26 protein-coding genes and 1 pseudogene are annotated in these 25,184 nt (G+C 35.8%); 18 read left to right on the top strand and 9 right to left on the bottom strand.

Annotated elements, in window-relative coordinates; genetic code table 11:
* Window positions 1-32: 32 nt before the first annotated feature.
* Entirely contained in the window at window positions 33-512 is a 480-nt protein-coding gene (locus AEQSU_RS07710) for an acyl-CoA thioesterase (RefSeq protein WP_014782300.1), read from the top strand.
* Window positions 513-517: 5 nt separating this feature from the next.
* Here AEQSU_RS07710 and AEQSU_RS07705 read toward each other — a convergent pair whose 3' ends face one another.
* The 3 genes from AEQSU_RS07705 to AEQSU_RS07695 all read right to left on the bottom strand — a co-directional run bounded on the left by AEQSU_RS07705 (window position 518) and on the right by AEQSU_RS07695 (window position 2,624).
* On the bottom strand, window positions 518-1,420 hold the full coding sequence (locus tag AEQSU_RS07705; protein ID WP_014782299.1) for a DMT family transporter: 903 nt from the start codon (window positions 1,418-1,420) through the stop codon (window positions 518-520).
* Window positions 1,420-1,776 carry an arsenate reductase family protein gene (locus AEQSU_RS07700; RefSeq protein ID WP_014782298.1) on the bottom strand — a complete coding sequence of 119 codons (357 nt, stop codon included), beginning with the start codon at window positions 1,774-1,776 and terminating at the stop codon, window positions 1,420-1,422. The genes AEQSU_RS07705 and AEQSU_RS07700 overlap by 1 nt, the downstream gene beginning before the upstream one ends.
* 89 nt (window positions 1,777-1,865) lie before the next feature.
* Window positions 1,866-2,624, bottom strand: a complete 759-nt coding sequence (locus AEQSU_RS07695; protein WP_014782297.1) for a DUF3298 and DUF4163 domain-containing protein — start codon at window positions 2,622-2,624, stop codon at window positions 1,866-1,868.
* Between the two features lie 158 nt (window positions 2,625-2,782).
* Between AEQSU_RS07695 and AEQSU_RS07690 the strand changes: the two genes are divergently transcribed.
* Window positions 2,783-3,925 (top strand): cystathionine gamma-synthase, encoded by a 1,143-nt coding sequence (locus AEQSU_RS07690; RefSeq protein ID WP_042491784.1) that lies wholly within the window; start codon window positions 2,783-2,785, stop codon window positions 3,923-3,925.
* A 103-nt stretch (window positions 3,926-4,028) separates the two neighbouring features.
* On the opposite strand, the gene AEQSU_RS07685 is transcribed toward AEQSU_RS07690, so the two are convergent.
* A complete protein-coding gene (locus AEQSU_RS07685) occupies window positions 4,029-4,805 on the bottom strand; it encodes a THC0290_0291 family protein (RefSeq protein ID WP_014782295.1) in 777 nt (258 codons plus the stop codon).
* 254 nt (window positions 4,806-5,059) lie between these two features.
* On the opposite strand from AEQSU_RS07685, the gene gdhA reads away from it, so the two are divergent.
* From gdhA to AEQSU_RS07665, 4 genes are all read left to right on the top strand, one after another.
* On the top strand, window positions 5,060-6,403 hold the full coding sequence (gene gdhA / locus AEQSU_RS07680; protein ID WP_014782294.1) for an NADP-specific glutamate dehydrogenase: 1,344 nt from the start codon (window positions 5,060-5,062) through the stop codon (window positions 6,401-6,403).
* Window positions 6,404-6,735: 332 nt separating this feature from the next.
* Complete coding sequence (gene porZ, locus AEQSU_RS07675; RefSeq protein ID WP_014782292.1) at window positions 6,736-9,057, top strand: type IX secretion system anionic LPS delivery protein PorZ; 2,322 nt, start codon at window positions 6,736-6,738, stop codon at window positions 9,055-9,057.
* Complete coding sequence (gene recO / locus AEQSU_RS07670; protein ID WP_014782291.1) at window positions 9,057-9,776, top strand: DNA repair protein RecO; 720 nt, start codon at window positions 9,057-9,059, stop codon at window positions 9,774-9,776. The genes porZ and recO overlap by 1 nt, the downstream gene beginning before the upstream one ends.
* A 96-nt stretch (window positions 9,777-9,872) precedes the next feature.
* Complete coding sequence (locus AEQSU_RS07665) at window positions 9,873-10,424, top strand: ferritin (protein WP_014782290.1); 552 nt, start codon at window positions 9,873-9,875, stop codon at window positions 10,422-10,424.
* A gap of 9 nt (window positions 10,425-10,433) precedes the next feature.
* Here the strand turns inward: AEQSU_RS07665 and AEQSU_RS07660 are convergent, their stop codons facing one another.
* On the bottom strand, window positions 10,434-11,012 hold the full coding sequence (locus tag AEQSU_RS07660; protein WP_014782289.1) for a GNAT family N-acetyltransferase: 579 nt from the start codon (window positions 11,010-11,012) through the stop codon (window positions 10,434-10,436).
* A gap of 124 nt (window positions 11,013-11,136) precedes the next feature.
* On the opposite strand from AEQSU_RS07660, the gene AEQSU_RS07655 reads away from it, so the two are divergent.
* The 3 genes from AEQSU_RS07655 (at window position 11,137) to AEQSU_RS07645 (ending at window position 14,473) form a co-directional block, all read left to right on the top strand.
* Window positions 11,137-12,531 carry an NAD-dependent succinate-semialdehyde dehydrogenase gene (locus tag AEQSU_RS07655; RefSeq protein ID WP_014782288.1) on the top strand — a complete coding sequence of 465 codons (1,395 nt, stop codon included), beginning with the start codon at window positions 11,137-11,139 and terminating at the stop codon, window positions 12,529-12,531.
* Window positions 12,532-12,567: 36 nt separating this feature from the next.
* Complete coding sequence (locus AEQSU_RS07650; protein WP_014782287.1) at window positions 12,568-13,848, top strand: PQQ-dependent sugar dehydrogenase; 1,281 nt, start codon at window positions 12,568-12,570, stop codon at window positions 13,846-13,848.
* A gap of 124 nt (window positions 13,849-13,972) precedes the next feature.
* The gene (locus tag AEQSU_RS07645) at window positions 13,973-14,473 is read left to right on the top strand and encodes a pyridoxamine 5'-phosphate oxidase family protein (protein ID WP_014782286.1); all 501 of its coding nucleotides are present in this window, start codon (window positions 13,973-13,975) and stop codon (window positions 14,471-14,473) included.
* A 61-nt stretch (window positions 14,474-14,534) separates the two neighbouring features.
* Here the strand turns inward: AEQSU_RS07645 and AEQSU_RS07640 are convergent, their stop codons facing one another.
* The 3 genes from AEQSU_RS07640 to AEQSU_RS17000 form a co-directional block, all read right to left on the bottom strand.
* Window positions 14,535-14,987, bottom strand: a complete 453-nt coding sequence (locus AEQSU_RS07640; protein ID WP_014782285.1) for a hypothetical protein — start codon at window positions 14,985-14,987, stop codon at window positions 14,535-14,537.
* A gap of 450 nt (window positions 14,988-15,437) precedes the next feature.
* Window positions 15,438-15,686, bottom strand: a complete 249-nt coding sequence (locus AEQSU_RS07635) for a hypothetical protein (protein ID WP_014782284.1) — start codon at window positions 15,684-15,686, stop codon at window positions 15,438-15,440.
* A complete protein-coding gene (locus tag AEQSU_RS17000; protein ID WP_014782283.1) occupies window positions 15,683-15,817 on the bottom strand; it encodes a hypothetical protein in 135 nt (44 codons plus the stop codon). The genes AEQSU_RS07635 and AEQSU_RS17000 overlap by 4 nt, the downstream gene beginning before the upstream one ends.
* A gap of 305 nt (window positions 15,818-16,122) precedes the next feature.
* Here AEQSU_RS17000 and AEQSU_RS07630 point away from each other — a divergent pair, with 305 nt between their 5' ends.
* The 8 genes from AEQSU_RS07630 to AEQSU_RS07595 all read left to right on the top strand — a co-directional run bounded on the left by AEQSU_RS07630 (window position 16,123) and on the right by AEQSU_RS07595 (window position 22,667).
* The gene (locus tag AEQSU_RS07630) at window positions 16,123-16,566 is read left to right on the top strand and encodes a hypothetical protein (RefSeq protein WP_014780869.1); all 444 of its coding nucleotides are present in this window, start codon (window positions 16,123-16,125) and stop codon (window positions 16,564-16,566) included.
* The gene (locus AEQSU_RS07625; protein WP_014780868.1) at window positions 16,550-17,317 is read left to right on the top strand and encodes a tetratricopeptide repeat protein; all 768 of its coding nucleotides are present in this window, start codon (window positions 16,550-16,552) and stop codon (window positions 17,315-17,317) included. The genes AEQSU_RS07630 and AEQSU_RS07625 overlap by 17 nt, the downstream gene beginning before the upstream one ends.
* Before the next feature lie 743 nt (window positions 17,318-18,060).
* Window positions 18,061-18,657 (top strand): hypothetical protein, encoded by a 597-nt coding sequence (locus tag AEQSU_RS07620; RefSeq protein ID WP_014782281.1) that lies wholly within the window; start codon window positions 18,061-18,063, stop codon window positions 18,655-18,657.
* 236 nt (window positions 18,658-18,893) lie between these two features.
* Window positions 18,894-19,511, top strand: a complete 618-nt coding sequence (locus AEQSU_RS07615) for a porin family protein (RefSeq protein ID WP_014782280.1) — start codon at window positions 18,894-18,896, stop codon at window positions 19,509-19,511.
* Between the two features lie 162 nt (window positions 19,512-19,673).
* Complete coding sequence (locus tag AEQSU_RS07610) at window positions 19,674-21,065, top strand: T9SS type A sorting domain-containing protein (RefSeq protein WP_083834437.1); 1,392 nt, start codon at window positions 19,674-19,676, stop codon at window positions 21,063-21,065.
* 154 nt (window positions 21,066-21,219) lie between these two features.
* Window positions 21,220-21,894, top strand: a complete 675-nt coding sequence (locus AEQSU_RS07605) for a hypothetical protein (RefSeq protein ID WP_014782279.1) — start codon at window positions 21,220-21,222, stop codon at window positions 21,892-21,894.
* A 213-nt stretch (window positions 21,895-22,107) separates the two neighbouring features.
* On the top strand, window positions 22,108-22,353 hold the full coding sequence (locus AEQSU_RS07600) for an AbrB/MazE/SpoVT family DNA-binding domain-containing protein (protein ID WP_014782278.1): 246 nt from the start codon (window positions 22,108-22,110) through the stop codon (window positions 22,351-22,353).
* Window positions 22,344-22,667 (top strand): type II toxin-antitoxin system PemK/MazF family toxin, encoded by a 324-nt coding sequence (locus AEQSU_RS07595; protein ID WP_014782277.1) that lies wholly within the window; start codon window positions 22,344-22,346, stop codon window positions 22,665-22,667. The genes AEQSU_RS07600 and AEQSU_RS07595 overlap by 10 nt, the downstream gene beginning before the upstream one ends.
* Before the next feature lie 73 nt (window positions 22,668-22,740).
* Here the strand turns inward: AEQSU_RS07595 and AEQSU_RS16350 are convergent.
* Window positions 22,741-23,712: pseudogene (locus tag AEQSU_RS16350) on the bottom strand (IS110 family RNA-guided transposase).
* Window positions 23,713-24,158: 446 nt separating this feature from the next.
* Between AEQSU_RS16350 and AEQSU_RS07580 the strand changes: the two are divergent.
* The gene (locus AEQSU_RS07580; RefSeq protein WP_014782276.1) at window positions 24,159-25,184 is read left to right on the top strand and encodes an endonuclease/exonuclease/phosphatase family protein; all 1,026 of its coding nucleotides are present in this window, start codon (window positions 24,159-24,161) and stop codon (window positions 25,182-25,184) included.

The following is a 25,184-nucleotide window of genomic DNA, read 5'->3' as shown; positions in this document are numbered from 1 at the left end:
AAAGTAGCTTAAATTTGCATAAAAAATTGATGATGTACACAAAACAATTTGAAATACGCTGGAGCGATATAGATGCAAACCGACATATGCGCAACAGCGCGTATATAGATTACATGAGCCACACCCGTATGAGCTTCTTGATGCAAAGCGGAATGGACCAACAAAGTTTAGCAGAACATAATTTAGGACCAGTGGCATTTTATGAACATATGTATTATTTCCGTGAATTTTTTCCTGGCAAACCTGTTACTGTTTCACTTCAATTAAAAGGTTTATCCGAAGACGGAATGTATTTTGAATTTCTACATAACTTCTACGACGAAAAGGGGAAAAACTGCGCTCGTTGTGAAATGATGGGCGGTTGGATTGATTTGAAAGAACGAAAACTTACAGGGCTTCCAAAGGATTTTTATGACAAATTCAATAATTTGGAAAAAACAGATGATTTCAGAATTCTTACTAAAGAAAACACCAGAAAATTCAGCGAGCGTCCGCAGGACTTAAATTTATAATTTAATTAAGTCGGCAAAATGGCTTTTTTTGGTTTTCGGGTTGAAAGAAATACGCCTACAAAAATTAAACTTGCCGCCCCAATTCTGAGTGCATTAAGACTATCTGCACCAGCCAAAACTGCGAAAATTGTTGCAACTACCGGTTGGAGATAAATAAAAACCCCAACAGTTGATGGACTTAACTGCTTCAGCGCAAAAATATTAAATAGATAGGTTAAAAATGAAGTGGCTACAACCACAAAAACCATTTGCCATATTTCTGAAGAAGTAAGTTGCATCCACTCCACCTGAATAAATTCTGAATAACCAACAGGTAAATTGATGAAGAAAGCGATGAGGAAGAAATACTTCAACAATGTGACGGCTTTGTATTTAGAGACCAAAGGTTTTACTAATATCAAATAAAAGGAATAAGATATTGCGTTAAGCACAAACAGAAGGTTTCCCAGAGGAATGTTTGGTGCATTATTCTGGGTTTTTTCTTGAAATAGAATAAGTACCAAAGCGCCGGAAAGCCCAAAAATGATTCCCGCGGTTTTTATCCAAGTAATGCGTTCCCGCAGAATCAACGCCGTGAGGAGCAACAATAAAACTGGAGTTATTGTCATTGAAACCGCACTGTTTATAGGTGTTGAAAGGCTTAAACCCTTAAAGAACATCAACATATTCAGCACCATACCAAAGACGGCGCAGGCCAGAATTCGCCACCAATCTTTTCTATCTATTTTCTCAGATTTTGTAAATAAACTTAAAAGCCAAAAAAGTAAGGCTGCACCACCAACACGCAAAACTATAAATCCAAAAGGTTGAATTACGTGCGGCATCAAACCTTTGGCAATGGTGTGATTAACACCATAAATAGTCTCGGTTGCGGTTGCGGCAAGTATGGCAACGAAGCGCTTATCCATTATTTAGAATGAATGGATTTTTTGGCAGCAGCAACAGTTTTTGGACTACTTCCTATAAAAATTTTATCATTGTTTACGATTACGGGGCGTTTCAAAAAAGTATAATGCTCCAAAATCATCGCTTTGTAGTCTTCTTCTAAAAGATTTTCATCTTTTAAATTTCTCTCTTGGTATAATTTCGCTCTTCTGCTGAAAAGTTCTTCGTAACTATCCGTGAAGTTAAAAAGTTGATCCAATTCTTCCGCGGTAATTCCTTGTGTTTTAATGTCCTGTTTTATGAATGACGAAGGAATTTCTATTTCGTTCATCACGCGCTTACAGGTATCACAAGTTGATAAATAGTATACTTTTTGCATTTTAAAATTTAATTATAGCCTAAAAAATAATTTCTATGATTTCTCTTTAGTCTCGAATCTTCGAGAAGGCAAAAAATCATAATTCAAAACTAATCAATACTTAGGAAAGGCGCAGCTTCTTTCATCGCTATTTTCAACTCAATAGGACCGTCTGCATAACTGGCAATATCGTACTGATTGTATATAAAAATAAGACTATCTCGAGTGAAACCAACACTTTCGGGAAGATAAAATTTTTCATTCTCGAACCAAAAGCCAGTGTCATTTATGGATTGATTCTTTGCAATATTTTGTTGTAAGCGAAATTTATTTTCTGCAAAAGCGACTAATTCTTTATTGCTTTTGAAAAGTTCTTTAGATGTGAGTTCATCTCCTGTTTTAGGGTCAAGGTTTAAAAATGAAGTGGTTCCATAACCGTGTGCGCCGCCAGTGAAAAGATATTGGCGCATTTCGAAACAAATATGTTTTGGCGAGTTATAAATTTCGTTCACAGAAATTTCGGCAAAATAGTCACCAGCCATGTCCGGAAATTGGGCTTTGTCTGCATTGTAAGCCTCAATAAAATTTGTCGCCGCTTCTTGAATAGTTTTTGCCGAAGGTATAGAGTCTTCGCCCATTAGCAGCGAACTAAAGATAAAATTTTTGATCTTTTTGTTAATCTTTTTGGAAACCTCATCATCGCCAAAAACTTCCACATAATTAATCGTAATTTCAGGACATTTGCTGTTTTTACAGATAGAAAGTTCCTTTTCGGTAAAACTTTCTGGAGAAAACTCAATATTCTTTTCTTGGTTGCAACTCACGGTTATAAGTGCAATTAAAGCCAAGACGGTAATTCTGGTGTTCATATGTTAAATGGAATAGATGGTTAGCTATCACAAATGAAACTTTTACATTTGTGATTCAAAAGTAATAACTTTAAAATCAGCTATTGTGAAAGTTATATTAAATGATATAATATAGATTTGAAATTGCTAATTTTCACTTTAAAAACTTCATAATGAGTATGAAATTCAACACTAAAACGATACACGGCGGCCAGCACAATGTAGATCCTGCTTTCGGCGCTGTGATGCCACCAATTTATCAAACCTCAACCTATTCGCAAACTACGCCCGGAGGTCATAAAGGTTTTGAATATTCCAGAAGTGGTAACCCAACGCGTGCAGCTTTGGAGCGAGCATTCGCCAGTCTTGAAAATGGTGAATTCGGTCTTGCCTTCGGAAGTGGTCTCGCAGCGATTGATGCTGTTATAAAACTTTTAAAACCGGGCGACGAGGTAATTTCAACCAACGATCTTTACGGTGGAACATATCGGTTATTTACGAAGATTTTTGAAGGTTTCGGCATCAAGTTTCATTTCGTCGGAATGGAAAACGCTGAAAAAATTGAAGATTATGTTAATGATAAAACAAAACTGATTTGGGTAGAAACACCAACCAACCCAATGATGAACATTATTGACATCAAGAAAGCAGCCTCTATTGCCAAAAAACACAAAGTTTTGCTTGCGGTTGACAATACTTTTGCAACTCCCTATTTGCAGCAACCCTTGGAAATGGGCGCAGATATTGTGATGCACAGCGCCACAAAATATCTTGGCGGCCATAGTGATGTGGTTATGGGTGCTTTGATTGTGAAAGACAAAGACCTTGCAGAAAAATTATATTTCATCCAAAATGCAAGCGGTGCCATTTGCGGACCGCAAGACTGTTTCTTGATTCTTCGTGGTTTGAAAACCCTTCATATCCGCATGCAACGTCATTGCGAAAACGGAAAAGCTATTGCCGAATATTTAGCAAATCATCCGAAAATCGAAAAAGTATATTGGCCTGGTTTTGAAAACCATCCCAATCATTCAATTGCTAAGGCACAGATGAAGGGTTTTGGTGGAATGATTTCATTTGTAATTAAAGGAAGCAATTATAAACAAGCCATCAAAATAGTTGAAAATCTAAAAATATTCACTTTAGCTGAAAGTCTAGGTGGTGTGGAAAGTCTTGCCGGACATCCCGCAAGTATGACACATGCTAGTATTCCGAAAGAAGAACGTGAAAAAACAGGGATTGTAGATTCGTTAATTCGTCTTTCTGTTGGTATTGAAGATGTGGAAGATTTAATTGCAGATTTAGAGCAAGCGATTGGATAATAAAAGTTTCCAATGTTCAAAATTCCGCAAGTATTTTAAAAATGGAAAAAAGGGTTAGATTTTTAAAATCTGATCCTTTTTTAATATTTTAATTGCGAAATTTTTAATCCAAATAATAAATATAACCAACATTAACCCAGAAAATCCAATCATTCGATTTGTTTTCAGGTACATCAGGATTTAAGCCATCAACCCAATTGCTGAAATAGTTTTGCCAGCGGACATCAAAAATTAAATCACTATCGCGGTTCAGCTTATAGCGCATTCCAGCACTTGCAACAACAGAAAACGTTTGTCCAGGAGCCTGTTGAAAAGAATCAAAATATTTTACAGGTGTAGATATTAAGGTGTTAAGAGGCCCTAAAGAAGATTCAACCTTCGGATTAAAATAAGACCAATGTAATCCAAAGCTAACAAACGGAGAAACAGTATATTCACGATATTCAAATCTTTGAAGACTAAAAGGAAAATACTCTAGTTGGAAGCCAAGATCAATAACAGTGGTAGAACCGCTCATAGCACGAAGCTGGTCTGCGAAAAGTGATTGTTGATCATCTGCTACCCAACGTCCAAAATGTTCAAAACTTGTTTTATGAAAATCCAACTCACCACGAATCTTAAAGTGATCATAGAAATAACGTTCTGGTACACTATAGCCCGCATCTGCCCTATTGGTAAAGTTCATAAAATATAGTAGCCCAAAGCCAATGCCTGTATTTCCTATATTAGTTTCAAAATTTTCACGCTGCCCATAATCGCTAAAAAAAGCTAAAGGACCTGCAACAACACCAACTTCGTGGCTTATTCCACTTTGTGATATTGCTTTCTGAAGTGGAAAAATCAACAGGGAAAATACCAATAATAAAATTCTGGTATTCATTATCTATATGGGTTTAGTATAAGTTCAACAAATATATAAAAACATCTTAAACATCGAAATTTAAAATTGCTATTTAGCTAATTAGTATAAAATTGGCAACTCTTTTTTATCTCAACATCTATCTTTGTGTATTCCATACGCAAAGTGTTGTTTTAGTATATTTTTTTAAATAAAACATCATAAGAAATATATAAACCATAAAATACCCACTACTTTGAAAGGAATTCATTAAAAGTAAAATAAATAATTAAACAATGAAACAAAGTGTAAAGGATTTCATTTCTGAAGTCGAAAAACAAAACCCCAATGAACCCGAGTTTCTACAAGCGGTAACCGAAGTTGTTGAAACAGTGATCCCTTTTATAGAAAAAAACGAAAAATACGCCAACAAAAAACTCTTGGAGCGTATGGTAGAGCCCGAGCGCACTCTGCTTTTTCGAGTGCCTTGGACTGATGATAAAGGCGAAATACAAGTTAATAAAGGGTATAGAGTTCAATTCAATTCGGCCATCGGACCATACAAAGGCGGCTTGCGTTTTCATCCTTCCGTTAACCTGAGTATATTGAAGTTTTTAGGATTTGAACAAACTTTTAAAAATAGCCTAACCACGCTCCCGATAGGCGGCGGAAAGGGCGGCTCCAATTTTGACCCAAAAGGAAAAAGTGATGATGAAGTTATGCGTTTTTGCCAAAGTTTTATGACAGAATTATGCCGACACATTGGACCAAACACTGATGTTCCCGCAGGCGATATGGGCGTTGGTGGTCGTGAACTTGGCTATATGTTTGGCCAATACAAACGTATTCGCAATGAATTTACTGGAGTACTCACAGGAAAAGGCCTTGCCTATGGCGGTTCGTTAATTCGTCCAGAAGCAACGGGCTATGGAAATGTATATTTCGCAAAAAAAATGCTTGAAACCCAAGGAGAAAGCTTCAAAGGAAAAACAGTTGTTATTTCTGGCTCTGGAAATGTTGCGCAATATGCTGCCGAAAAAACGATTGAATTTGGAGGAAAAGTAGTTACGCTTTCAGATTCAGGAGGATATATTTATGACCCTGAAGGCATCAACGAAGAAAAATTATCCTTTGTAATGAATTTAAAAAACGAAAAACGCGGTCGTATTTCAGAATATGTCAAAAAATATACTGGAGCCAAATATAATGAAGGGCAAAATCCGTGGGAAGTGAAGTGCGATATTGCCCTACCCTGCGCAACCCAAAACGAGTTAAAAGGCGATGAAGCCAAGATGCTTCTAAAAAACGGATGTATCTGCGTGAGCGAAGGCGCCAATATGCCTTGCACACCGGAAGCTGTTTTAGCGTTTCAAAAAGCAAAAATTTTGTTCGCACCTGGAAAAGCTTCAAATGCTGGTGGTGTTGCAACATCGGGTTTAGAAATGTCTCAAAACTCGCTTCGACTAACTTGGACGGCAGAAAAAGTTGACGACAAACTTCACAAAATAATGAATGCTATTCACGCAGAGTGTGTTCAATATGGAAAAAATGGCGACGGATATGTAGATTATGTTAAAGGCGCCAATATTGCAGGTTTCGTAAAAGTTGCTGATGCCATGCTAGCTCAAGGAGTGGTTTAGAAACTAAATAAAAAAATGACATAAGACGGAAAGACGTAAGACGTAAGACCAAAAAACAGATGCTCGTTTAAAAGATATAAATATTTTAAATAGAACCTTATCAATAGTCGTAAGCCTTTCGTCCTATGTCCAATATAAAAATGACTTCATTGCCTTCCACACAAATAATGGTAGAACCATACAAATTCGCTGATATAAAAGACACTATATATATTTTAGGTGGTAACCAAAACTAGTCCTACGTCCTACGTCTTTCCGTCTTAAGTCTTTTTTTAGTTCAGATACCGCAATAAATAGTATTTTAGCGTGTTAATAAACAAACCCTGTTTTATATGAAGCGGTTGGCCGTTGCTTTCCTATTATTATTTTCTTTTCTGGCGAGCGCCCAGAATTTTGAAGACCGCTGGTCTGGATTTTTTTCATACGTTTCGGTGAAAGACATTTCTGAGGGTGATAATAAAGTTTTTGTAGGTGCCGAAAACGCGGTATTTACCTATGACCTTTCCACTAAAGAAATCAAAACACTTTCAACAGTTAACGGACTTTCAGGAGACTTTATCACCACAATTCATTATAGTGAAACCTACAAATTATTGGTTATTGGTTATGAAAATGGATTGATAGAAATTGCAATAGATGGCGAAGAAAACATTTTGAAAGTTGTTGATATTTTGGAAAAACAAACCATTCCGCCAAACAAAAAGCGCATCAACAATTTCAACGAATATAATGACAAACTATATATCTCCACGCAATATGGTATTTCGGTTTTTGACCTTGCAGCATTGGAATTTGGCGATACATATTTCATAGGCGATGGCGGAAGCCAGATAAACATTACGCAGACCACAGTGCTAGAACCCTATATTTTCGCCGCAAGTGTAAGTGATGGTATGCGAATGGCCATGGTAGCAGATGACGATTTAATAGATTACCAAAATTGGACAACCATTTTAAGCGGTGGTTTTAGCGCAGTAGAAAAATTAGGTACTGAACTTTATGCTGCCAATTATTCCAACACAGTTTTTCGTTTCACTCCAGACGGAACTACGACGAACGTACAGACTTTTGCTTCAAACATTCAAAAATTTAGATTGGCCGATGATTTATTAACTATCACCACAAATAAATCCATTCAGTCCTATTCCGAGGGTTTTGTGCCAGAAGGTTCCGTTTCCAATGTGCCAGGATATGATTTAGACCTACTTTCAGGCTATGCTTTTGGATCCAACTTTTATCTGGGAACTGCGGAAGACGGTTTGTTGATTGTCCCTTTCACCAGTAACCAGCCAACACAAATATTGCCAAACGGTCCAATACGGAATCGCCCTTTTGCCATTGACGCTTCACCCGGACAACTCTGGGTAAGTTTTGGGGAGGTGGATGTAGATTTCAACCCATATTTCCCTGACGGACTTTTAAGTAAAAGAGGCATAAGTCATTTAAAAGACACCCTTTGGACCAATATTCCTTATAAAGATTTGGATGCAGCCGTTGGTGGGGAGCCAACAGATTTACTAAAAGTTACAATCAATCCGTTAAATCCGGAAGAGGTTTATATGAGTTCCTTCCAAAATGGACTATTAAAAATCAAAGACGAAAAGCCTACAATTCTATATGACGAAAGCAATAGCCCTTTAGACAGAATCCTCGTTCCATTACCAGGAGGAGGCACTGCAGATGCTGGAATACGGATATTTGGCTCGCATTTTGATCCACAGGGTAATCTCTGGTTTGTTCAAACCAAGGCAGACGAAGGTCTAATAAAACTGTCTCCAAACGGACAATTTCAAAAAATTGATATTACTAGTGTTGTTGCCAATCCTTTAAAAGAACTCGCCTTGGGAAAATTAGCCCTAAGCCGCGAGAACAATGTTTTTATTGGCAGCAATAGCAATGGTCTCTTAGGCTATAATCCACGCACAGAAACCTTTAATAAATTGAGTGATGGCGCTGGTAATTTGCCCTCTACCAGTGTGCGAGCTTTGGCTTTTGATGCTCAAAACCAACTTTGGATTGGAACGCTTCAAGGATTACGTATTCTTTACAGCCCAGGAGGTTTTTTTGAAGCAGGCGAAACCCCAGAAACAAAACCCATTATTATAGTTGAAAATGGCGTGCGCCAAGAACTTTTGTTTGAACAATCTATTACAGATATTGAAGTGGATGGCTCCAACAATAAGTGGATTGCAACAGCTAACTCTGGAGTATTCTATTTTTCTCCCAATGGGCAAGAAACCTTACTGCGTTTCACCAAAGACAACTCACCACTGCCAACTAACAACGTTCAAGATATAGCCATAGACCCTTTTACAGGAGTTGTATATTTTGCCACAACTCAAGGTCTTGTAGCTTACCGAGGAACAGCCACAGCGCCAAGCGACAATCTAGACAATGTACACGCTTTTCCAAACCCTGTGCGACCGGGATATTATGGAAACGTAACCATAGATGGACTTACAGCAAGAGCTAACGTAAAAATAACCGACATAAACGGAAGCCTTGTTTTTGAAGAAACTTCTGAAGGAGGAAGCGTTTTATGGGACACCACAGCTTTTGGAAAATACAAAGTGCGCTCTGGAGTTTACTTGGTTTTAGTTACTACGAATGATGCTACGGAAACCAAAGTCTCCAAAATAATGATAATTCGCTAATGGTTGTTGCTACTAAAGCCATTGTTTTTTCAGCCATAAAATATTCCGAAGCAGATCTTATTTCAAATTGTTACACTGAAGTTGCAGGCGTAAAAAGCTATTTGTTGCGCAACATCTTGAAATCGAAGCGAGGAAAGTTGAAATCTTCCTATTTTCAGCCACTCACCCAATTAGAACTTATTGCCGAACACAAAAACAAAGGCACGCTAGAATATATTAAGGAAGCAAAAGTTTTCTACCCATACCAAACGCTACATACAGACATTTTAAAAACTGGCTTGGTTATGTTCTTATCTGAAATGCTAAAGAATTGTATCCGCGAAGAAGAACCAAATCACGAACTTTATACTTTCCTGGAACAATCCTTCCAGTGGCTAGATCAAAATGATGAAGTTGCCAATTTTCATATTTTCTTTCTTTTGCAATTAAGCCAGTATTTGGGTTTTTATCCAGATGCTTCAAATATTGAAGACGAATATTTCAACATAATGGAAGGTAATTTTCAATCAAAAAACACCAGTAATTATTGTTTGGAAGGTGTTCAAATAGAAAATTTCAAGCTTTTCTTCGGAATAAATCCAAGTACTTTAAACACTGTAAAGCTTTCAAAAAAAGAACGTCAAAATTTGTTGGAATTTATTTTATCCTATTACAGTTTTCACGTGCAGGGTTACCAAAAACCGAAATCGTTGGCGGTGTTGATGCAGTTGTTTTCATAAAAAATCATTTATTTCATATAAAATTGCACTAACATAATGTTAAGGCAACTCGCTGTATCCTTCACTTTAATTAATTTAGAGGAAAATTAAAAAACTATGAACACCAACAGACTCTCAAAACCGATTGAAGACATTTTAAACAAACAAGTAACCCAAGAAGGCAATGCCGCTCAAATATATTTATCCTATGCTATTTGGGCAGATAGCGAAGGCTATGCTGGTGTTGCAAATCTTCTTTTTAGACATTCTGGCGAAGAGCGAAACCATATGATGAAGGTGATTGATTATATTCAAGAACGCGGTGGAAGAGCAAAAATTTCAGCTTTAGATGCACCGCCAAAAGACCCGAAAAACCTTCAGGAATGTTTTGAAAAAATCTTTCAGCACGAAGTAGATAATACCACTGCGATTTATGGAATCGTAGATCTTTCACTAAAAGAAAAAGATTGGGCGACTTGGAATTTTGGCCAATGGTTCGTAAAAGAACAAATTGAAGAAGAAACCTTGGTAATGGATCTTTTAGATAAACTTAAACTTGCTGGAGGCCCAAAAGCAACTAGTGAATCACTACTTTATTTAGACAGCAAAATTGGAAACCAAGAGGACGATGCCGATCTTGCAAGAGATGCAGATGTGGACAATCCATAAACACCGATTTTACAGCTGCAATTGTAAGTGTTCATAAACACTGTTACCTAGCTGTTTTTCACCAACACTTTCAAACCCCAATGCCGAATATAATTTTTTGGCTTTGGGGTTTTTATAATCTACCAAAAGTCCGATTTTTTCTAGGTTGCCTTTCTTGGCTTGGTTTATTGCTGAAGCCAATAATTTTTTGCCAATTCCTTTTCCTTGATACTTCGGAGAAACACTTAACGTGTCTATATATACTTCCTTCGGCGCGGTTTCGTCTTCAATTACTAAATCTGTAACCTCGTATTTTTCGGCTATGTATTCTAGAAATGGCTTTCGGTATTGTGGCAATAATGCGCCATCATAAAAGGTAATGGAGCCCATAATTTTCCCCATTTCTTCATAAACTAACGTATGCTCAAAACTATATTGATTGGCTTTTTTCTGAAAAAAATGCTCAAACAACGGAATTGCTTCTTGCGGATCTTCTGTATTCGCAAAACTACAAGCCAAGTCTTCCATTGCCTGAATTATTAATGGAGCAACGTGTTTAAAATCCTCAGGACGCGCGGGACGGATGTTTTTATCTATTTCAGTTTTCATCGCTGTAAATTTATGAAATTAGATTGCTTTTGAAGTCTAATTTTCAGTAGCATTAAAAAGTATAACACTTTCTTATGACAAACTTATTCAGCAAAATAATACATTTCCTTAAAAAGAAAACAAGATGAAAAAAGAGGAACAAAAAGAACTGGTTACCATAAATCCAACAACAGGAAAAGAAATCAAGAAATACACTTTAATGACAGATAAGCAGGCGGATGATGCCGTTAAAAAATGTCACAAAGCATTTATGGATTGGAAATTGGTTTCCCCCAAAGAAAGAGCCAAAATAATTAAGGCAATCGGAAAAGAATTAAGGGCAAATACAGACAAACTTTCCGAGCTGATGACGAAAGAGATGGGAAAACTTCTTAAACAAGGCAAACAAGAAGTAGATCTATGCGCAGGAGTTTGTGATTGGACCGCAGCAAACGGTCCCGAAACGTTAAAAGATGAAGAACGCGAACTTCCCGGCGGTGGAAAAGGATTAATAACCTATTCGCCCATTGGTGTTATTTATGGAATTCAACCTTGGAATTTTCCAGCATATCAAGTAATTCGTTATTCCATCGCCAACTTAATGGCGGGAAATGGTGTTTTGCTGAAACACGCCGAAAACGTTACTGGTTCCGCTTTGATGCTTCAAAAAATATATGAAAAAGCTGGCTTGCCTAAAAATCTTTTTACCGTACTTAAAATAACCCACGACCAAAGTGATGACATAATAAAACACGAACTGGTTCGTGGAGTTACGCTCACAGGAAGCCCAGGGGCTGGACGAGAAATTGCAAAAAAAGCTGGAGCCGCTCTAAAAAAGACGGTAATGGAACTTGGTAGTAATGACGCATACATTGTTTTGGAAGACGCCGATTTAGATTTGGCTGTAAAAATGTGTGTAATGGGAAGAATTTACAATAATGGCGAAACTTGCGTGGCAGCAAAACGTTTTATAGTGGTGGACAAAGTTTACGATAAATTTAAAGAAGCATTTGTAGACCGAATGAAGAAAATGAAACACGGCGATCCAACCGATAAAGATTCCAAAATTGGGCCGATGGCTCGGGAAGATCTTCGCGAAACGCTTCATAAGCAAGTGGAAAAAAGCGTGAAGAATGGCGCCAAAATTCTTTGTGGTGGCGAAATGCCCGAAGGAAAAGGTTTCTTCTATCCTGCAACGGTGCTGGCTAACGTAAAACCAGGCCAACCCGCTTATGACGATGAACTATTTGGACCAGTGGCTTCATTAATAAAAGCCAAAAATACGGATGATGCTATACGCATTGCCAACGACAGCAAATACGGTCTTGGTGGCGGTATTTTTTCCAAAGACGAAAAGAAAGCAATGGAACTTGCCAGCAAACATTTTGACACTGGAATGGTTTTCATTAACGGTTTCGGTCTTGCGCAACCCAATATGCCTTTTGGCGGCGTAAAAGATTCTGGTTACGGTCGTGAACACGGTGGTTTCGGAATGATGGAATTTGTAAATGCTAAAGCCATAATACGTCTTAACAGTTAATTTTTATTTTTTTCGAACTAAATAAATGTGCCAATTATGAAAACATATTTTCTATTTTTAATTTCGATTCCGCTTTCGCTTTTTTCACAAGTAAAAGATGAAAAACAGCTGCCAGAACCATTTGCAACTAAATCAGTTTCAAATTATTCTAACGTTATTGGTTGGAACGATGGAGAAACTCCCAAAGCTCCTAATGGGTTTACGGTGACCAAATACGCAGATGGTTTTGAAAATCCACGGTGGATGTACGTGACGCCAAATGGAGATATCTTGGTGGCCGAAAGCAATAGCAATTACAGTATTCCCAAACAAATTGGCGCTACCCTAATAGGCGCTGGAGGTTCCAACAATTTAAAACACAGTGCAGATGTAATTACAATTTTACGCGACACCGATAATAATGGTGCGCCAGACGTTCGCGAAACTTTGTTAACCAAAAAAGAAGGCCTTAATCAGCCTTTCGGAATGCTCGTTATTGATGATTGGTTATATGTTGCCAATACCGATGCCGTAATGCGCTATCCATATAAAACCGGACAAACCAAGATTACCGCAATAGGCGAAAAAATTGCTGATCTTCCGGCGGGAAAAGTCAATAGACATTGGACGCGGAATATAATTGCCAACGAAGATAATTCCAAAATATATATAGCCGTGGGTAGTGGCGATAATGTAGGCGAAAAAGGAATGGAGCATGAAGTAATGAAAGCCAATATACTCGTTATGAACCCCGATGGGAGTGACCTTGAAGTGTATGCTTCAGGACTCAGAAATCCTGTGGGAATGGATTGGGAACCAACTACACAAACACTTTGGACTTCTGTAAATGAGAGAGATGAATTGGGCGATAATTTGGTGCCAGATTATTTAACTTCGGTACAAGAAGATGGTTATTACGGTTGGCCCTACTCCTATTGGGGCAATCATTTTGATCCGCGAGTGCCCATTCCACCAAATGTTAGGCTGAAAGAAGCCATTGTTCCAGATGTTGATCTGGGATCGCACACAGCTTCATTGGGATTGGTGTTTTATACCGCTGAATCATTTCCGAAGAAATATAAAAACGGCGCCTTTGTAGTACAACATGGTTCTTGGAATCGAGATATTATCTCGGGCTATCGTGTGGTTTTTATTCCTTTTGAAAATGGAAAACCCACTGGCAAGCCCGAAGACTTTCTCACCGGTTTTATTGTAGATGCAAAAAAAGATGAAGTTCGCGGAAGACCTGTAGGCTCGGTAGTAATACCAGATGGCGCTATGCTAATTACAGATGATACAACGCACCACATTTGGAGAGTTGCCTATACTGGAAAGTAAATTTTCGTGCTTCGCATTTATAAGAAACAATTATTTTGTTCACTCTTTTTGCTAAATTGATAAACTTTATGATTTCCTTAAAATATAGCAAGCACATAGTTTAGTATCTTGAAAAGAAAAAACTATGAGCACAAAAAACCTGAGTAACGAAGAAGCAAGACAGAAAATAAAAGAACTTGCAGAATCTATTGATCTTACCATGATGGCTACAAATTTGAAAAGCGAGCCATTCCACGTAATTCCTATGAGCACTAAAGAAGTGGATGCAGCTGGAAATATATGGTTCCTAAGCAATAAAAACAGTGAGCACAATCAAAACATTGAAAAGGAAAACAAAACCCAATTGATTTATGCCGACAAAGGAAACTTTGAATTTATGAGCATTTACGGCCGCGCTTCCATCAGTACAGACCGAAACCGAATTAAAGAATTGTACGGTAGCGGTGATGACGCTTGGTTTGATGGCGTGGACGATCCCAACATTACAGCCATAAAAATTCAGCCAGACGAGGCGCATTATTGGGATACCAAACACGGCAAAGTATTATCCTTATTAAAAATGGCTAAAGGCGCAATTACTGGAGACGAACCAGATTTGGGAGAACAAGGAAATTTAAAAGTATAATTGAAAAAGAAAAATTGATTGGAAACCGCTCTTATTGGCACAGCTAATAAGAGCGGTTTTTTTATTGGGCAGTTTCTAAAAGAGGAATTTCCAGTTCTTTCTGAAATAACGGATAATAATCCATAACATTCTGAACCCCATCTAAGGAACATAAAAAAGCCACTGCACTACAAAGCCCTTTAAAAAGCGTTTCTTTTGAAGTTGGATCCTTCGGCTTAGCATTTTTATAATTTAAAGGAAGTTTATAGCCGCAACCTTTTAAAAATTCAGCTTCAATTTGAAGTAGTTCCGAAGGTGTGTAGCCGTGAAACCTTCTTCCTAGATTTTCATGAACCAACCCAATATAATTTAATTGTAATGAACCGTGATCGTCACTAAGTTGCTTCCAACTGTCTGTATTATTGCAAATATTTCCTACGGCACAATGAATGCAGCACTCCGCATTTAGCGTATTGTTGTGGAAAGCGGTGTATAGTTTGTTTAAAGCTTCGTCTAGCCTTTTTGTGGTTTTCATAATCGCTATTTTTTTTCTTCCTATGAAATTAATAAATATAGCTTAGACGCCATCTTGTTTTTAGTTTTTTTTGGGTGAAAAAAAAAAGATACATAAAATACTGCGAAATTTTGAAAACCACATGCTGCTCTGGCAAGAACACCTTACTGCGCTAGAGGAGGAAACAAATGATTGAACCTTAAGGTGGAAACGCTTATGCGGAACGGATAAAGGGTTTCTACAGAAAGTTTTGAAAACTTAGCATTGCGTATATACAGCTATAAGGTTGTATATACGCAACGGCTTTAAAACATGCTGATAACCATACTGATTAGGTTGTATATAAGCACTTTTTTGGTAACTTGCGTATATCTTAACGTTATCTACAATTTTAAAAGAAAAAAAGCCACCAAGCTGTACGGATGTGTGGGTACTCAACGTTTCATATACAAATATATAACCCATTAAGCACTATAAATTGTTTCTCAACATTTTGGCAGCATCACGCATTCCATTTTCTTCAAACATAGTAACCACGTCCCACGCCTTTTGAGATATAAGTATTTCATCCCCTTTAAAATCTTTAGATGCCATTTTTGCACCTCTTCTAAATCCTTCAGACCATAAATGTCTATTAACACAATCTTCGTGATAAGGGTTTTTGTTTTCAGAATAATTTCTAATTTCTTGTTCTAATGGTGTTTCTTCGTACGCACTCATAATTTTTGGTTTTTAATTCTTGCAACAATTCTATTGGCTATTGCACGTTGTCTGTTTTTAGATTCCTCAATCTCTAATTGATGTCTAAAATTTTGTTCAGCTATTGGATTTTCAATTTCTTTTAGGTTCATATATTTTATTAGTAGCCTTCTTCAAAATCACAGTTATCACAAATATCTGCTTTTGAATAAGAGGTTAATGACCAACTTTTACAATTAGGACAGATTGATTTCCCATTATATTTCGCTTTATTTATTTCGTACTCTTGCTTTCCATTCATAGTGTTATGTTTTTACTCTTATAAATATTTGCCTATCGGCATTTGCATTCCTTTTTTTTCTTTTAAAACAGATAGATAACCCGGCATAAAAAACAGTTGCCAAATTCTCTGGACGGATAGGCAACCGTTTCTTATACCCATCCGTTGCCCACAATTATGAAAAAACAAATTGCAATTATATTATCACTTTTTATATCTCTTTTATCGTGTGGAAAAAAAGAAACAAACTGTGAAGAACATTCTTCAGCTTATTGGACAACTACAATGTTTGGCACGCCCCATAATTCAAAAATTCAAGGCGAAAATTTTACTATACGAAAAGCATTTCAGGAAATTAAAGACAAAGAAACTGACATCGTACCAGCAAACGGTTATATAACTCTAAAAATTCACATTGATAAATATGGGAAATATTGCAATCAAGAAAATTTTCAAATTAATGCAGAATATAAACCAACAGACTTTAACAATGGCAAGTTAATAGCGGAACTTGAAAAAATTTCGCAAAACCTTAGAGATTGGCAGAACGATACGGAAACTAAGACTTACTATTTGATTCGGTTAACAATAAAAAACGGAAAAATTGAAGAAATTTTTTAAGATAACAGGTATTATTTTTGGCATCATTTTGATTGGAATAATTGGAATCGGTATTTACGGCTTCATCAAAGTGCAAGGGATGAATAAAAAGTCCGCAGAAAAAGCTCAAAGTGTTGAAAGCTTTACTTCAACTGATAGTAATGAATATATGCAATATTCTATTCGGTTTAACAAAGCTGGCGATTATAACCAAGGATTTAAATATCTTGATAAAGCTGTGGAATTAGACCCAACATTGCACTTAGGTTATCGTGGTTATATGAAATTAAGATTTTTGAGGGATTTTGATGGTGCACTATCTGATTTCAACAGATTGGATTCGTTGACGCCTAATTTTAACGATGCACCTTGGGGAGAAAATATTGATTTTCTTCGTGGCGAAAGTTATTACGGAAAAAAAGAATACGAAAAAGCAATCGTATGTTTCAAACGCAATATTGTAAACCAGACAGCAGGTTGGGCAGATATTCAGTCCTTTGTTTACCTTGGAATTTGTGAGTTTAAACTTAGAAATTATGAGTCTTCAATTGCAGAATTTAAAAAAGCATTAGAGCAATCGGATAAAACAACGGAGGCATACTATTATCTATCTAAAGTTTATAGGGAATTGGATAGTCTTCCAAAAGCAAGAGAATATTTAGAAAAGTCAAAACAGACTCTGAATTATAAAATTAACGACCCATACAATGAATATCTTACTGAAATTTATCTAAGTAATATTAATGATTTGGAAAAGCAATACGCAGAGTAACTGTGGGCAACAATGTATAAAAAAAATAGGGCAAATAAATGCTAAACCCAATGATTCAGCCTTGTTTGCGAAGTCGCCAAATCTTTTGATTTGGCTTTTAGATGAATAATATAAAACTAAATGCAAAAGATTTGGCTTGTGGATAATCCGAAAGGCAATTGCTTATTTACAGCCCTACTTCTTTTATACTAAACGTTGCATCTAATTTTACCGACCTATTGTTCTGGCCGAATTTTAAATTGGTTTTTTAGCGGGGAAAATCTGGACAGAAAACGCACTTGTGCGTCCAAGTCTTGTCGATTGCATCGTGGAAATTGGCATTTCCAAACGTTGTCAACGTAAGAAGACTTGGTCAAGGTAGCGAAAAAAAATCACAATGTCAAGGGTTCGCTGCCTTTTGTGCCCTGATTTTTAGCGCATTGCGGGCTTAAAATTACTTTTTGAGACGGCTGTTTATCCAAAGGATAAACCGCATATCAAAAAATCGCCCAGGCACTCTTGCGCAGCAGCTGTATGCCGGGTCGCCAAAACTCCGGTTTTGTTGTTGCCAAAAGATCCATGGGTGGGCCCAAAAAACCTAAACACAACAGGCGGATATAACCCATACCTTTTTTCGGCATATCATTTAAAGCTATTCCAATTTTCCGAATTATAGTATCTTTATAAAAGGTCTTGAGACGGTACGGATCATATCCGCTTAACGTTGTGCAACATTTGACCAAATCAAGAAAATTAATATATAAATGGGAATATTGAATTTATTTAAGAAGAAAAGTAATTATGACAATTACGCATATGAAAAAAAAATCTTATCCGTTTTAAGTTTCGGACCTTTTACAAATACCTTTTCCGAGTATAGCGAATTACAAAGTGAACAAAATATGAAAATTTGGGATGCTTTATTCCCAGTTGCTATTTGTGGCTACTCTGCCCAAATAGACGGTTTAATTGAAAATCCGAAAGAATTCGATTCTTTAAAAAAATCGATGAACAAGCAAGTAACTCAAGGAAATGAATTATTGGCTGATTATGCTATGTTTATCAAATCACAAAATTTGAATTCAAAAGATTTATCACATTTTTCTGCGTTCTGGCTTTCTAAAAATTTACAACTTTATCTACCAGAAAACCTAAAATCAAAAGTTGGGGATATAAAATTCCTTAACATTATCAGCTTATTCTTAAAATTATCATTTAATAAAGAGAAGGCAAACTTTAGAAATTATTTGGACACAACTTTTAAATCGGACTTAAAAACTAAAACGGGAATGAACGAATATGCTTCATTAATTGAACTTTATTCTAACAATATTTTTGAGTCAATAAAAGAAAAAGTATAGATTAAAAAAAAAACGTTGCACAACAATGTATAAAAAAAATAGGGCAATTCAGTGTTAAACCCAATGTTTAAGGCTTGTTTGCTAAGTCGCCAAATCTTTTGATTTGGCTTTTAGAACAAAAATTTAAAACAAAATGCAAAAGATTTGGCTTGTGGATAATCCGAAAGATAATCGCTTATTTACAGCCCTACTTCTTTTATACTAAACGTTGCAAACAATTTAAAACAAAATCAGAAATGAAAAAGACTACATTGATAATCGGAATAACTACTCTGCTAATAAACTTTAGTGTTTTAGCTCAAAATGAACCAATCGAATTTGGATTAAAAGCAGGTCTAAATTATTCCAACCTAATTATTGATGACAACATTCCTGCAGAAACAAATGCCAAAATTGGATTTCATCTTGGAGGATTTTTAAGTTTTAAATTAACTGACAATTTTAGAATAAAACCTGAATTGCTGTTTTCAACACAAAATGCAGAAATTGAATTTTCAGAAAACATAAATATGGGTGACCCTAATGACCCTGTTTTCGGCAATAGATTTAAAGCAGATATTAAGCAGAATTTGATTTTACTTCCAATTATGGCTGATTATTATTTCAGTGATAGTTTCGATTTAGAATTGGGACCACAATTCGGATATGTAATCAATCAAGATGTAACTGATAATAATGATGATTTCAATTTTGGAAATGATGATTATGATAAATTTGAAGTTGCGCTGAATGTTGGAGCAGGATTTACCTTCGCAGAAAATTATCGAATTGGACTTCGATATAATTATGGAATTACTGAACGTGATAATAATAAAAGTTCTGTTTTACAATTCGGCCTTAGTTATAAACTGTGAGGAAAAACTGTTTGCAACACTGTATAACCGCAATTACGGCGGATTCGACTGCGTCCGAATCCACGCGTAATTGCTAACTTCCGTGCTTAACCGAAAAACCTCGTATATTTAGCCGTAACTGCGGTTATACCAAACGTTGCCAATTATATAAAAGACGAAAATATGAAAACAAGACTATTATTATTTATATGTATAATTGTTTATATAAACTGTAAGGCACAATTCTCATCCGAAAGAGTGGTTGATAGTACTTTAGCCTATCCGCACCTAGTAATCTCTGCTGATCTAGATGGAGATGGCGATTTGGATATAATTTCAGCATCCGATCAATACCCCACAATAACTTGGTACGAAAATACAGATGGACATGGAACTTTTTCTTCACAGAAAATTGTTACGCCTAACGCTTATAGTGTACGAACAATTTACGCTGCTGATATGGATGGGGATAATGATATGGATATTTTGGCCACATTATTTTTTAATAAAATAGTTTGGTATGAAAATCTCGATAATCAAGGAAGTTTTAGTTCTGAACATGTAATATCCGACAACTCTTTCGGAGCGACGAATGCAATGGCATCTGATATAGATAATGATGGCGATTTCGATGTGGTCTCAACTTGTATAGGTAATCCAATAGAACAAGAGGATTCTAAATTATCATGGTTCGAAAATATTAATGGACAAGGCGGCTTTGGTCCCGAACATATTCTTACCACAAATACCAATAATGATAAGAGAGACATATTTTTAGCCGATTTGGATAATGACAATATTATAGATATTATCGCTTCTGAAAAAGAATCCATAGTATGGTATAAAAACTCTGGCCAACCTAACTTTGATGTGCAACCTATTCCTTTTACCTTTGAGGGAAGAATAAATGATATTGGTGTTGCCGATATGGATAATGACGGGGATAATGATATTGTTGTCGTGGGAGCTGCTGTTGGCATGAGTTGGTTGGAAAACACAGATGGAAATGGTGATTTTTCAATAGAACATACAATCTTGCAACAAGAAGCTATTATAGCAGTTTGTACCGATGATTTTGACAATGACGGAGACAAGGACATTGCATCTGTTCATGTCATTTATGAACAAGGTTCTTCTGATGAAGGAGTTATACAGTGGCAAGAAAATCTTAATAACGGAAGTTTTAATAATCCCATAATTCTTAAAAGGAACGTTAATTATTTTCTTCCAATATATTCAGCCGATTTGGATCAAGATAATGATATAGATATCATGACTACGGCATTTGATGTGACAGACAAAGTAATGTGGTTTGAAAACTTGACAAATTTAGATGTATCCAAAAATACTAAAAACAAATTTTTACTTTATCCGAATCCCGCATCTAATATCTTATTTGTTAAATCCGAGACCTCCATTTCAAGTATTAAAGTTTATAATATTTCCGGACAACTTGTATTATCAAAGTCGAATGTAAAAGAGTTAAATATTTCTTCATTAAGTGATGGTTTATATATCGTGGAAATTCAAGATTTCTATGGTAATACTTCAATTGAAAAATTAGTGAAGTTATAAATACAATTGGCAACAATGTATAAACGCAATAGCGGGTAAGTGCTTAAACAATAGTAATTGTATATATTTAAGGGCAATCATAATCCGAAAAATCTGTACGTAAATCCCGCTACTGCGCTTATACGAGACGTTGCCATCAAGCTAAAAATAAACTGTGACCAAAGAATATATTTTAAGGAAATTAAAAGAACAGAAGAAAAAATCATCTCAAGGCGATTTTGAAACTTGGTTGACTAACACGCAAACTTTTATTCAAGAATATTTCGGAATTTTATCTAATCGAACAAGTAATTTTCAGTCAATAATTGGCGACTACCGAATTCAAAAAATTGGAGACGTATACGCTGAACGAATAGATAAGCAACATTTCAAAAATAAGGCACTCCAACTTATCGATGAATATATCGAGTATATAGAAGAGCAAGAAGATGAACCAACCAAAATCGAACCAATGAAAAAGAAAATTAAAAGTTTTGCCGAGTTTGATGACAATACCGAAAACACATCTTCAAGTAGAGTTTTTCCGTTAGCACCAGTAAAAAAAGAAACCATTACCAAGTTACCCTTTGGAATTCCCCCAAGCTTGTTTTGGGCTATTTTTGCTGCCTGCGTTGCAGGAGCTTTTTTCGTTGGTCAAGGAATTGGCAAGAGTAGTTTTGACAAAGAAAAAATTGATAATTATAATGAGTTAATTGAATTAAGGAAAGAAAAACCAATACTAACAGAAAAGATTGATACGCTTAATTATCGAATTGAAGAACAATCCAAAATAATTGAGAAACAGAAAATAGAAATTTCGGAATTGAAAAATAACTCATCCGAAAAATAGAACGCAGAAAGCCAGATGGCAACACAGTATATAAGCTATGGCTTGGTCAGTCCTCACTTGGAAAATCCTGCGGATTTTCCAAAGCCAGTTTTTATTTGGAGAGGTTCGTGCTTTAATACGCCACAGCTCATATACATAAACGTTGCCATTAATACGAAAAAAATTTGCGCATTAAACTATTTGTACTAACTTTGTAATTACAGATATAAAACTATGGAAACAGCAATTATAAAAATCGGAAATTCTAAAGGTCTTCGTTTAAGCAAGACTATTTTGGAAAAGTATAACATCAAAGACAGGGTAGAAATGATTTTGGAAAAAGGACAAATAATCCTTAAACCAATTAGTAGTCCGAGAAAAAACTGGGGAAAAGCATTTGAAGAAATGCGTGAGAATAATGATGATCGATTATTATTTAATGACGTATTCGAGGACGAAAATTTTGAAGAATGGAATTAGAACAGTATTCCATCATACTCGTAAACCTTGACCCTACAATTGGTAGCGAAATTAAAAAAACAAGACCTTGTGTAATTGTTTCACCAAACGAAATTAATAAGTTTTTAAGAACAATCGTAGTTGCTCCAATGACAACGAACTTAAAAAACTATCCGACCAGAATTAAAGTAAAACATAACGGAAAAAAGGGAATGATTGCAATCGACCAAATTAGGACAATTGACAAATCTCGAATATTAAAAACGTTTAACCAATTATCGAAATCTGAAATAAAGAATTGTAAAGACATTATCAGGGAAACTTTCGTGGATTAAAATTGAATTTTGAATAAAAACGAAAAGTACTACTGCCAACAAAGTACTGTGGTAAAAAACAAGTAAAAATGCATTAATTTTTCACTAAAGTACTTCTGTAAGTATCATCATATATTAATCCGGATTTTGCGATTGCAAAAGCTTGTTTTAGCAGCTTATTACAGACTGCGATCAGTGCTAATTTTTTACTCTTTCCCTTGGCCACTATGCGCTCATAAATCTCCCTACAGGCCTTGTTGTATTTACAGGCATTAAAACTGCACATAAATAATAGGTTACGGAGCTTTTGATTGCCAATCTTACTGATGCGGGGACGTCCTTTTAAACTGCTACCGCTTTGCCGAATTATTGGGGTCAGACCTGCATAACTGCATAATTCACTTCCACTTGTAAAACGATCAAATCCATCAGTTAAAACCACTAACATTATAGCTGTTTTGTCACCGATCCCAGGGATGCTTTTTATACGAGTTAAAACATCTTGATGCACTTGTTTTACCAATAGCAATAATTTTGTCTCTATGGCTTACAGCTCTTTTTTAACGTGTTTTAAACTTCGTTTTAAAGAACTTACAACAGCTTTGCTAGGGTTGCCTAAAACACTCTCCCCGTGCAATTTATTTTTTAGCATCGTGCTCTGTTTTGTATATACAGCAAGGAGTCTGGTCATTTGCAGACATTCAATTTGATGCTTGGAGTTACCTTGCCAGAGTTTTAATGCTACCTGCTCTGCATAGTCACATATGGGTTTAGAGTCGCTCTTGTCGGTCTTGTTCTTGGTCAGCTTCATCTGTATAAAACGTTTTACCGCCAATGGATTTTCTACCGATACTTTAATACTGGATTCAAGTAAAAAATATGCCAGCTGATAATGATAATAGCCCGTAGCTTCCATCACACAATGGCTCTCTTGGTCTAAGAGTTTGGCAAACTTCTTAAAGCCAGATGGATTGTTTTTAAATTGATTGTAATTGCCCTCGGAGTCCGTAACATCGAAAACCAAGTGGCTGATGTCGATCCCAAAATATTTTATATCTTTATTCATAAGAAAATGTTTTTTGAAAGGACACCCTACGCGAGTTTCAACGACTTAAAATCGAGGTCTGAAGCCTCATAGAACTGTACGAAATCTGTGTAGAAAAGAGCGGGGATTTTCAATGTTGACGAAGTCTATGCTTCTGCGTATATAATAACCTTATTCCGCTCTTTTGTTCTTTCTTATTAATATGCCTTAATTTAGTGTTTTTAATAAACATCAAACTTAAGCCGTATATAAAAAATAGCGCAAGTCGTTGCTATCACAGAGGTTCAGGCATTTTTGCGAGGTCGCCAAATTTTTAAATTTGACAAATTCCTAAAAATAAAATAATTAGTAAAATTTAAAAATTCGGCTTGTGTTATATCCGAAAAGTTATCGCTAATTTACACGCTACGAGCCATATACAAATCCGTTATGTGCAAGGCAAAAAAAAATCCGAAATTCAATAAACTATGGGGAAAATAAGACAAATATTAGTTGTTATTCTGTATGTTTTGGCATTTGCTTTGGCTATATGCTCTATACTTTCCTTATTCCGAAATGCGGAAATTCGATATATAAAAATGCTTGACTTTCCGAGAATTCAATTTTTTATTTTGTCGTTTGTCATCTTAATATTAATCATAATTACAAGTAAAAAATGGCAATGGTTTAAATATCTGTTAGTTGTTGGATTATTGACTGGAATTTCTATCAATACCTTTTTCTTAATAAATTATACAAGTCTGGTTTCTGTAAATGTTCCAACAGCCAAAAATTTGAAAACCTCTGACGACCAATTCAGCCTTTTGTTGTCCAATGTTAAAATGACTAATAGAAAAGCACAGCCATTACTTGAATTAATCGACCTTAAAAAACCCGATTTGATTTTGGCAATGGAGGTAGATGGATGGTGGGACAAAAAACTGAAAGTTTTGGAAAATGAATATCCCTATTCTCAACACACAATCAATGAGGTTACATACGGAATGGTTTTGTACAGTAAATTCCCTTTAGAAAAAATAGAAGTCGATTACTTAGCTAATGAAAATGTACCCTCTTTTAAAAGTACTATTTCTCTTTCCGATGGGAAGAATATCAGTTTCCATTCTATCCATCCTGTTCCACCTACGCATTTTAAGGATTTGCCCGACAATGCAGGGCAACAAGAAAATGCCTTAAAAAAATTAGGAAAGGAAATTAAAGGAAGAAAATTACCAACCATTGTGGCTGGAGATTTGAATGACGTGGTTTGGTCTAATGTAGATGAATTGACAGGAACAAAAAATATTCTTTATGATGTTAGGGTTGGTAGAGGTTTTTATAACAGTTTTAACGCAGAGAATTTTCTTATGCGATGGCCATTAGACCACGTTTTTGTAACCGAAGAATTTCGATTGAAAAAATTGGAACGTCTACCGAAAATAGGGTCTGATCATTTTCCAATTTACACGGAATTGGTTCTAGTCAATAATGCAGCACATCTAAACACAAAATAA

Origin of the sequence: Aequorivita sublithincola DSM 14238 (assembly GCF_000265385.1) — a bacterium.
In the GTDB taxonomy this organism is placed as follows: domain Bacteria; phylum Bacteroidota; class Bacteroidia; order Flavobacteriales; family Flavobacteriaceae; genus Aequorivita; species Aequorivita sublithincola.
The sequence above is the reverse complement of the archived record's forward strand: the minus strand, read 5'-3'. Positions and strand labels throughout refer to the sequence as shown.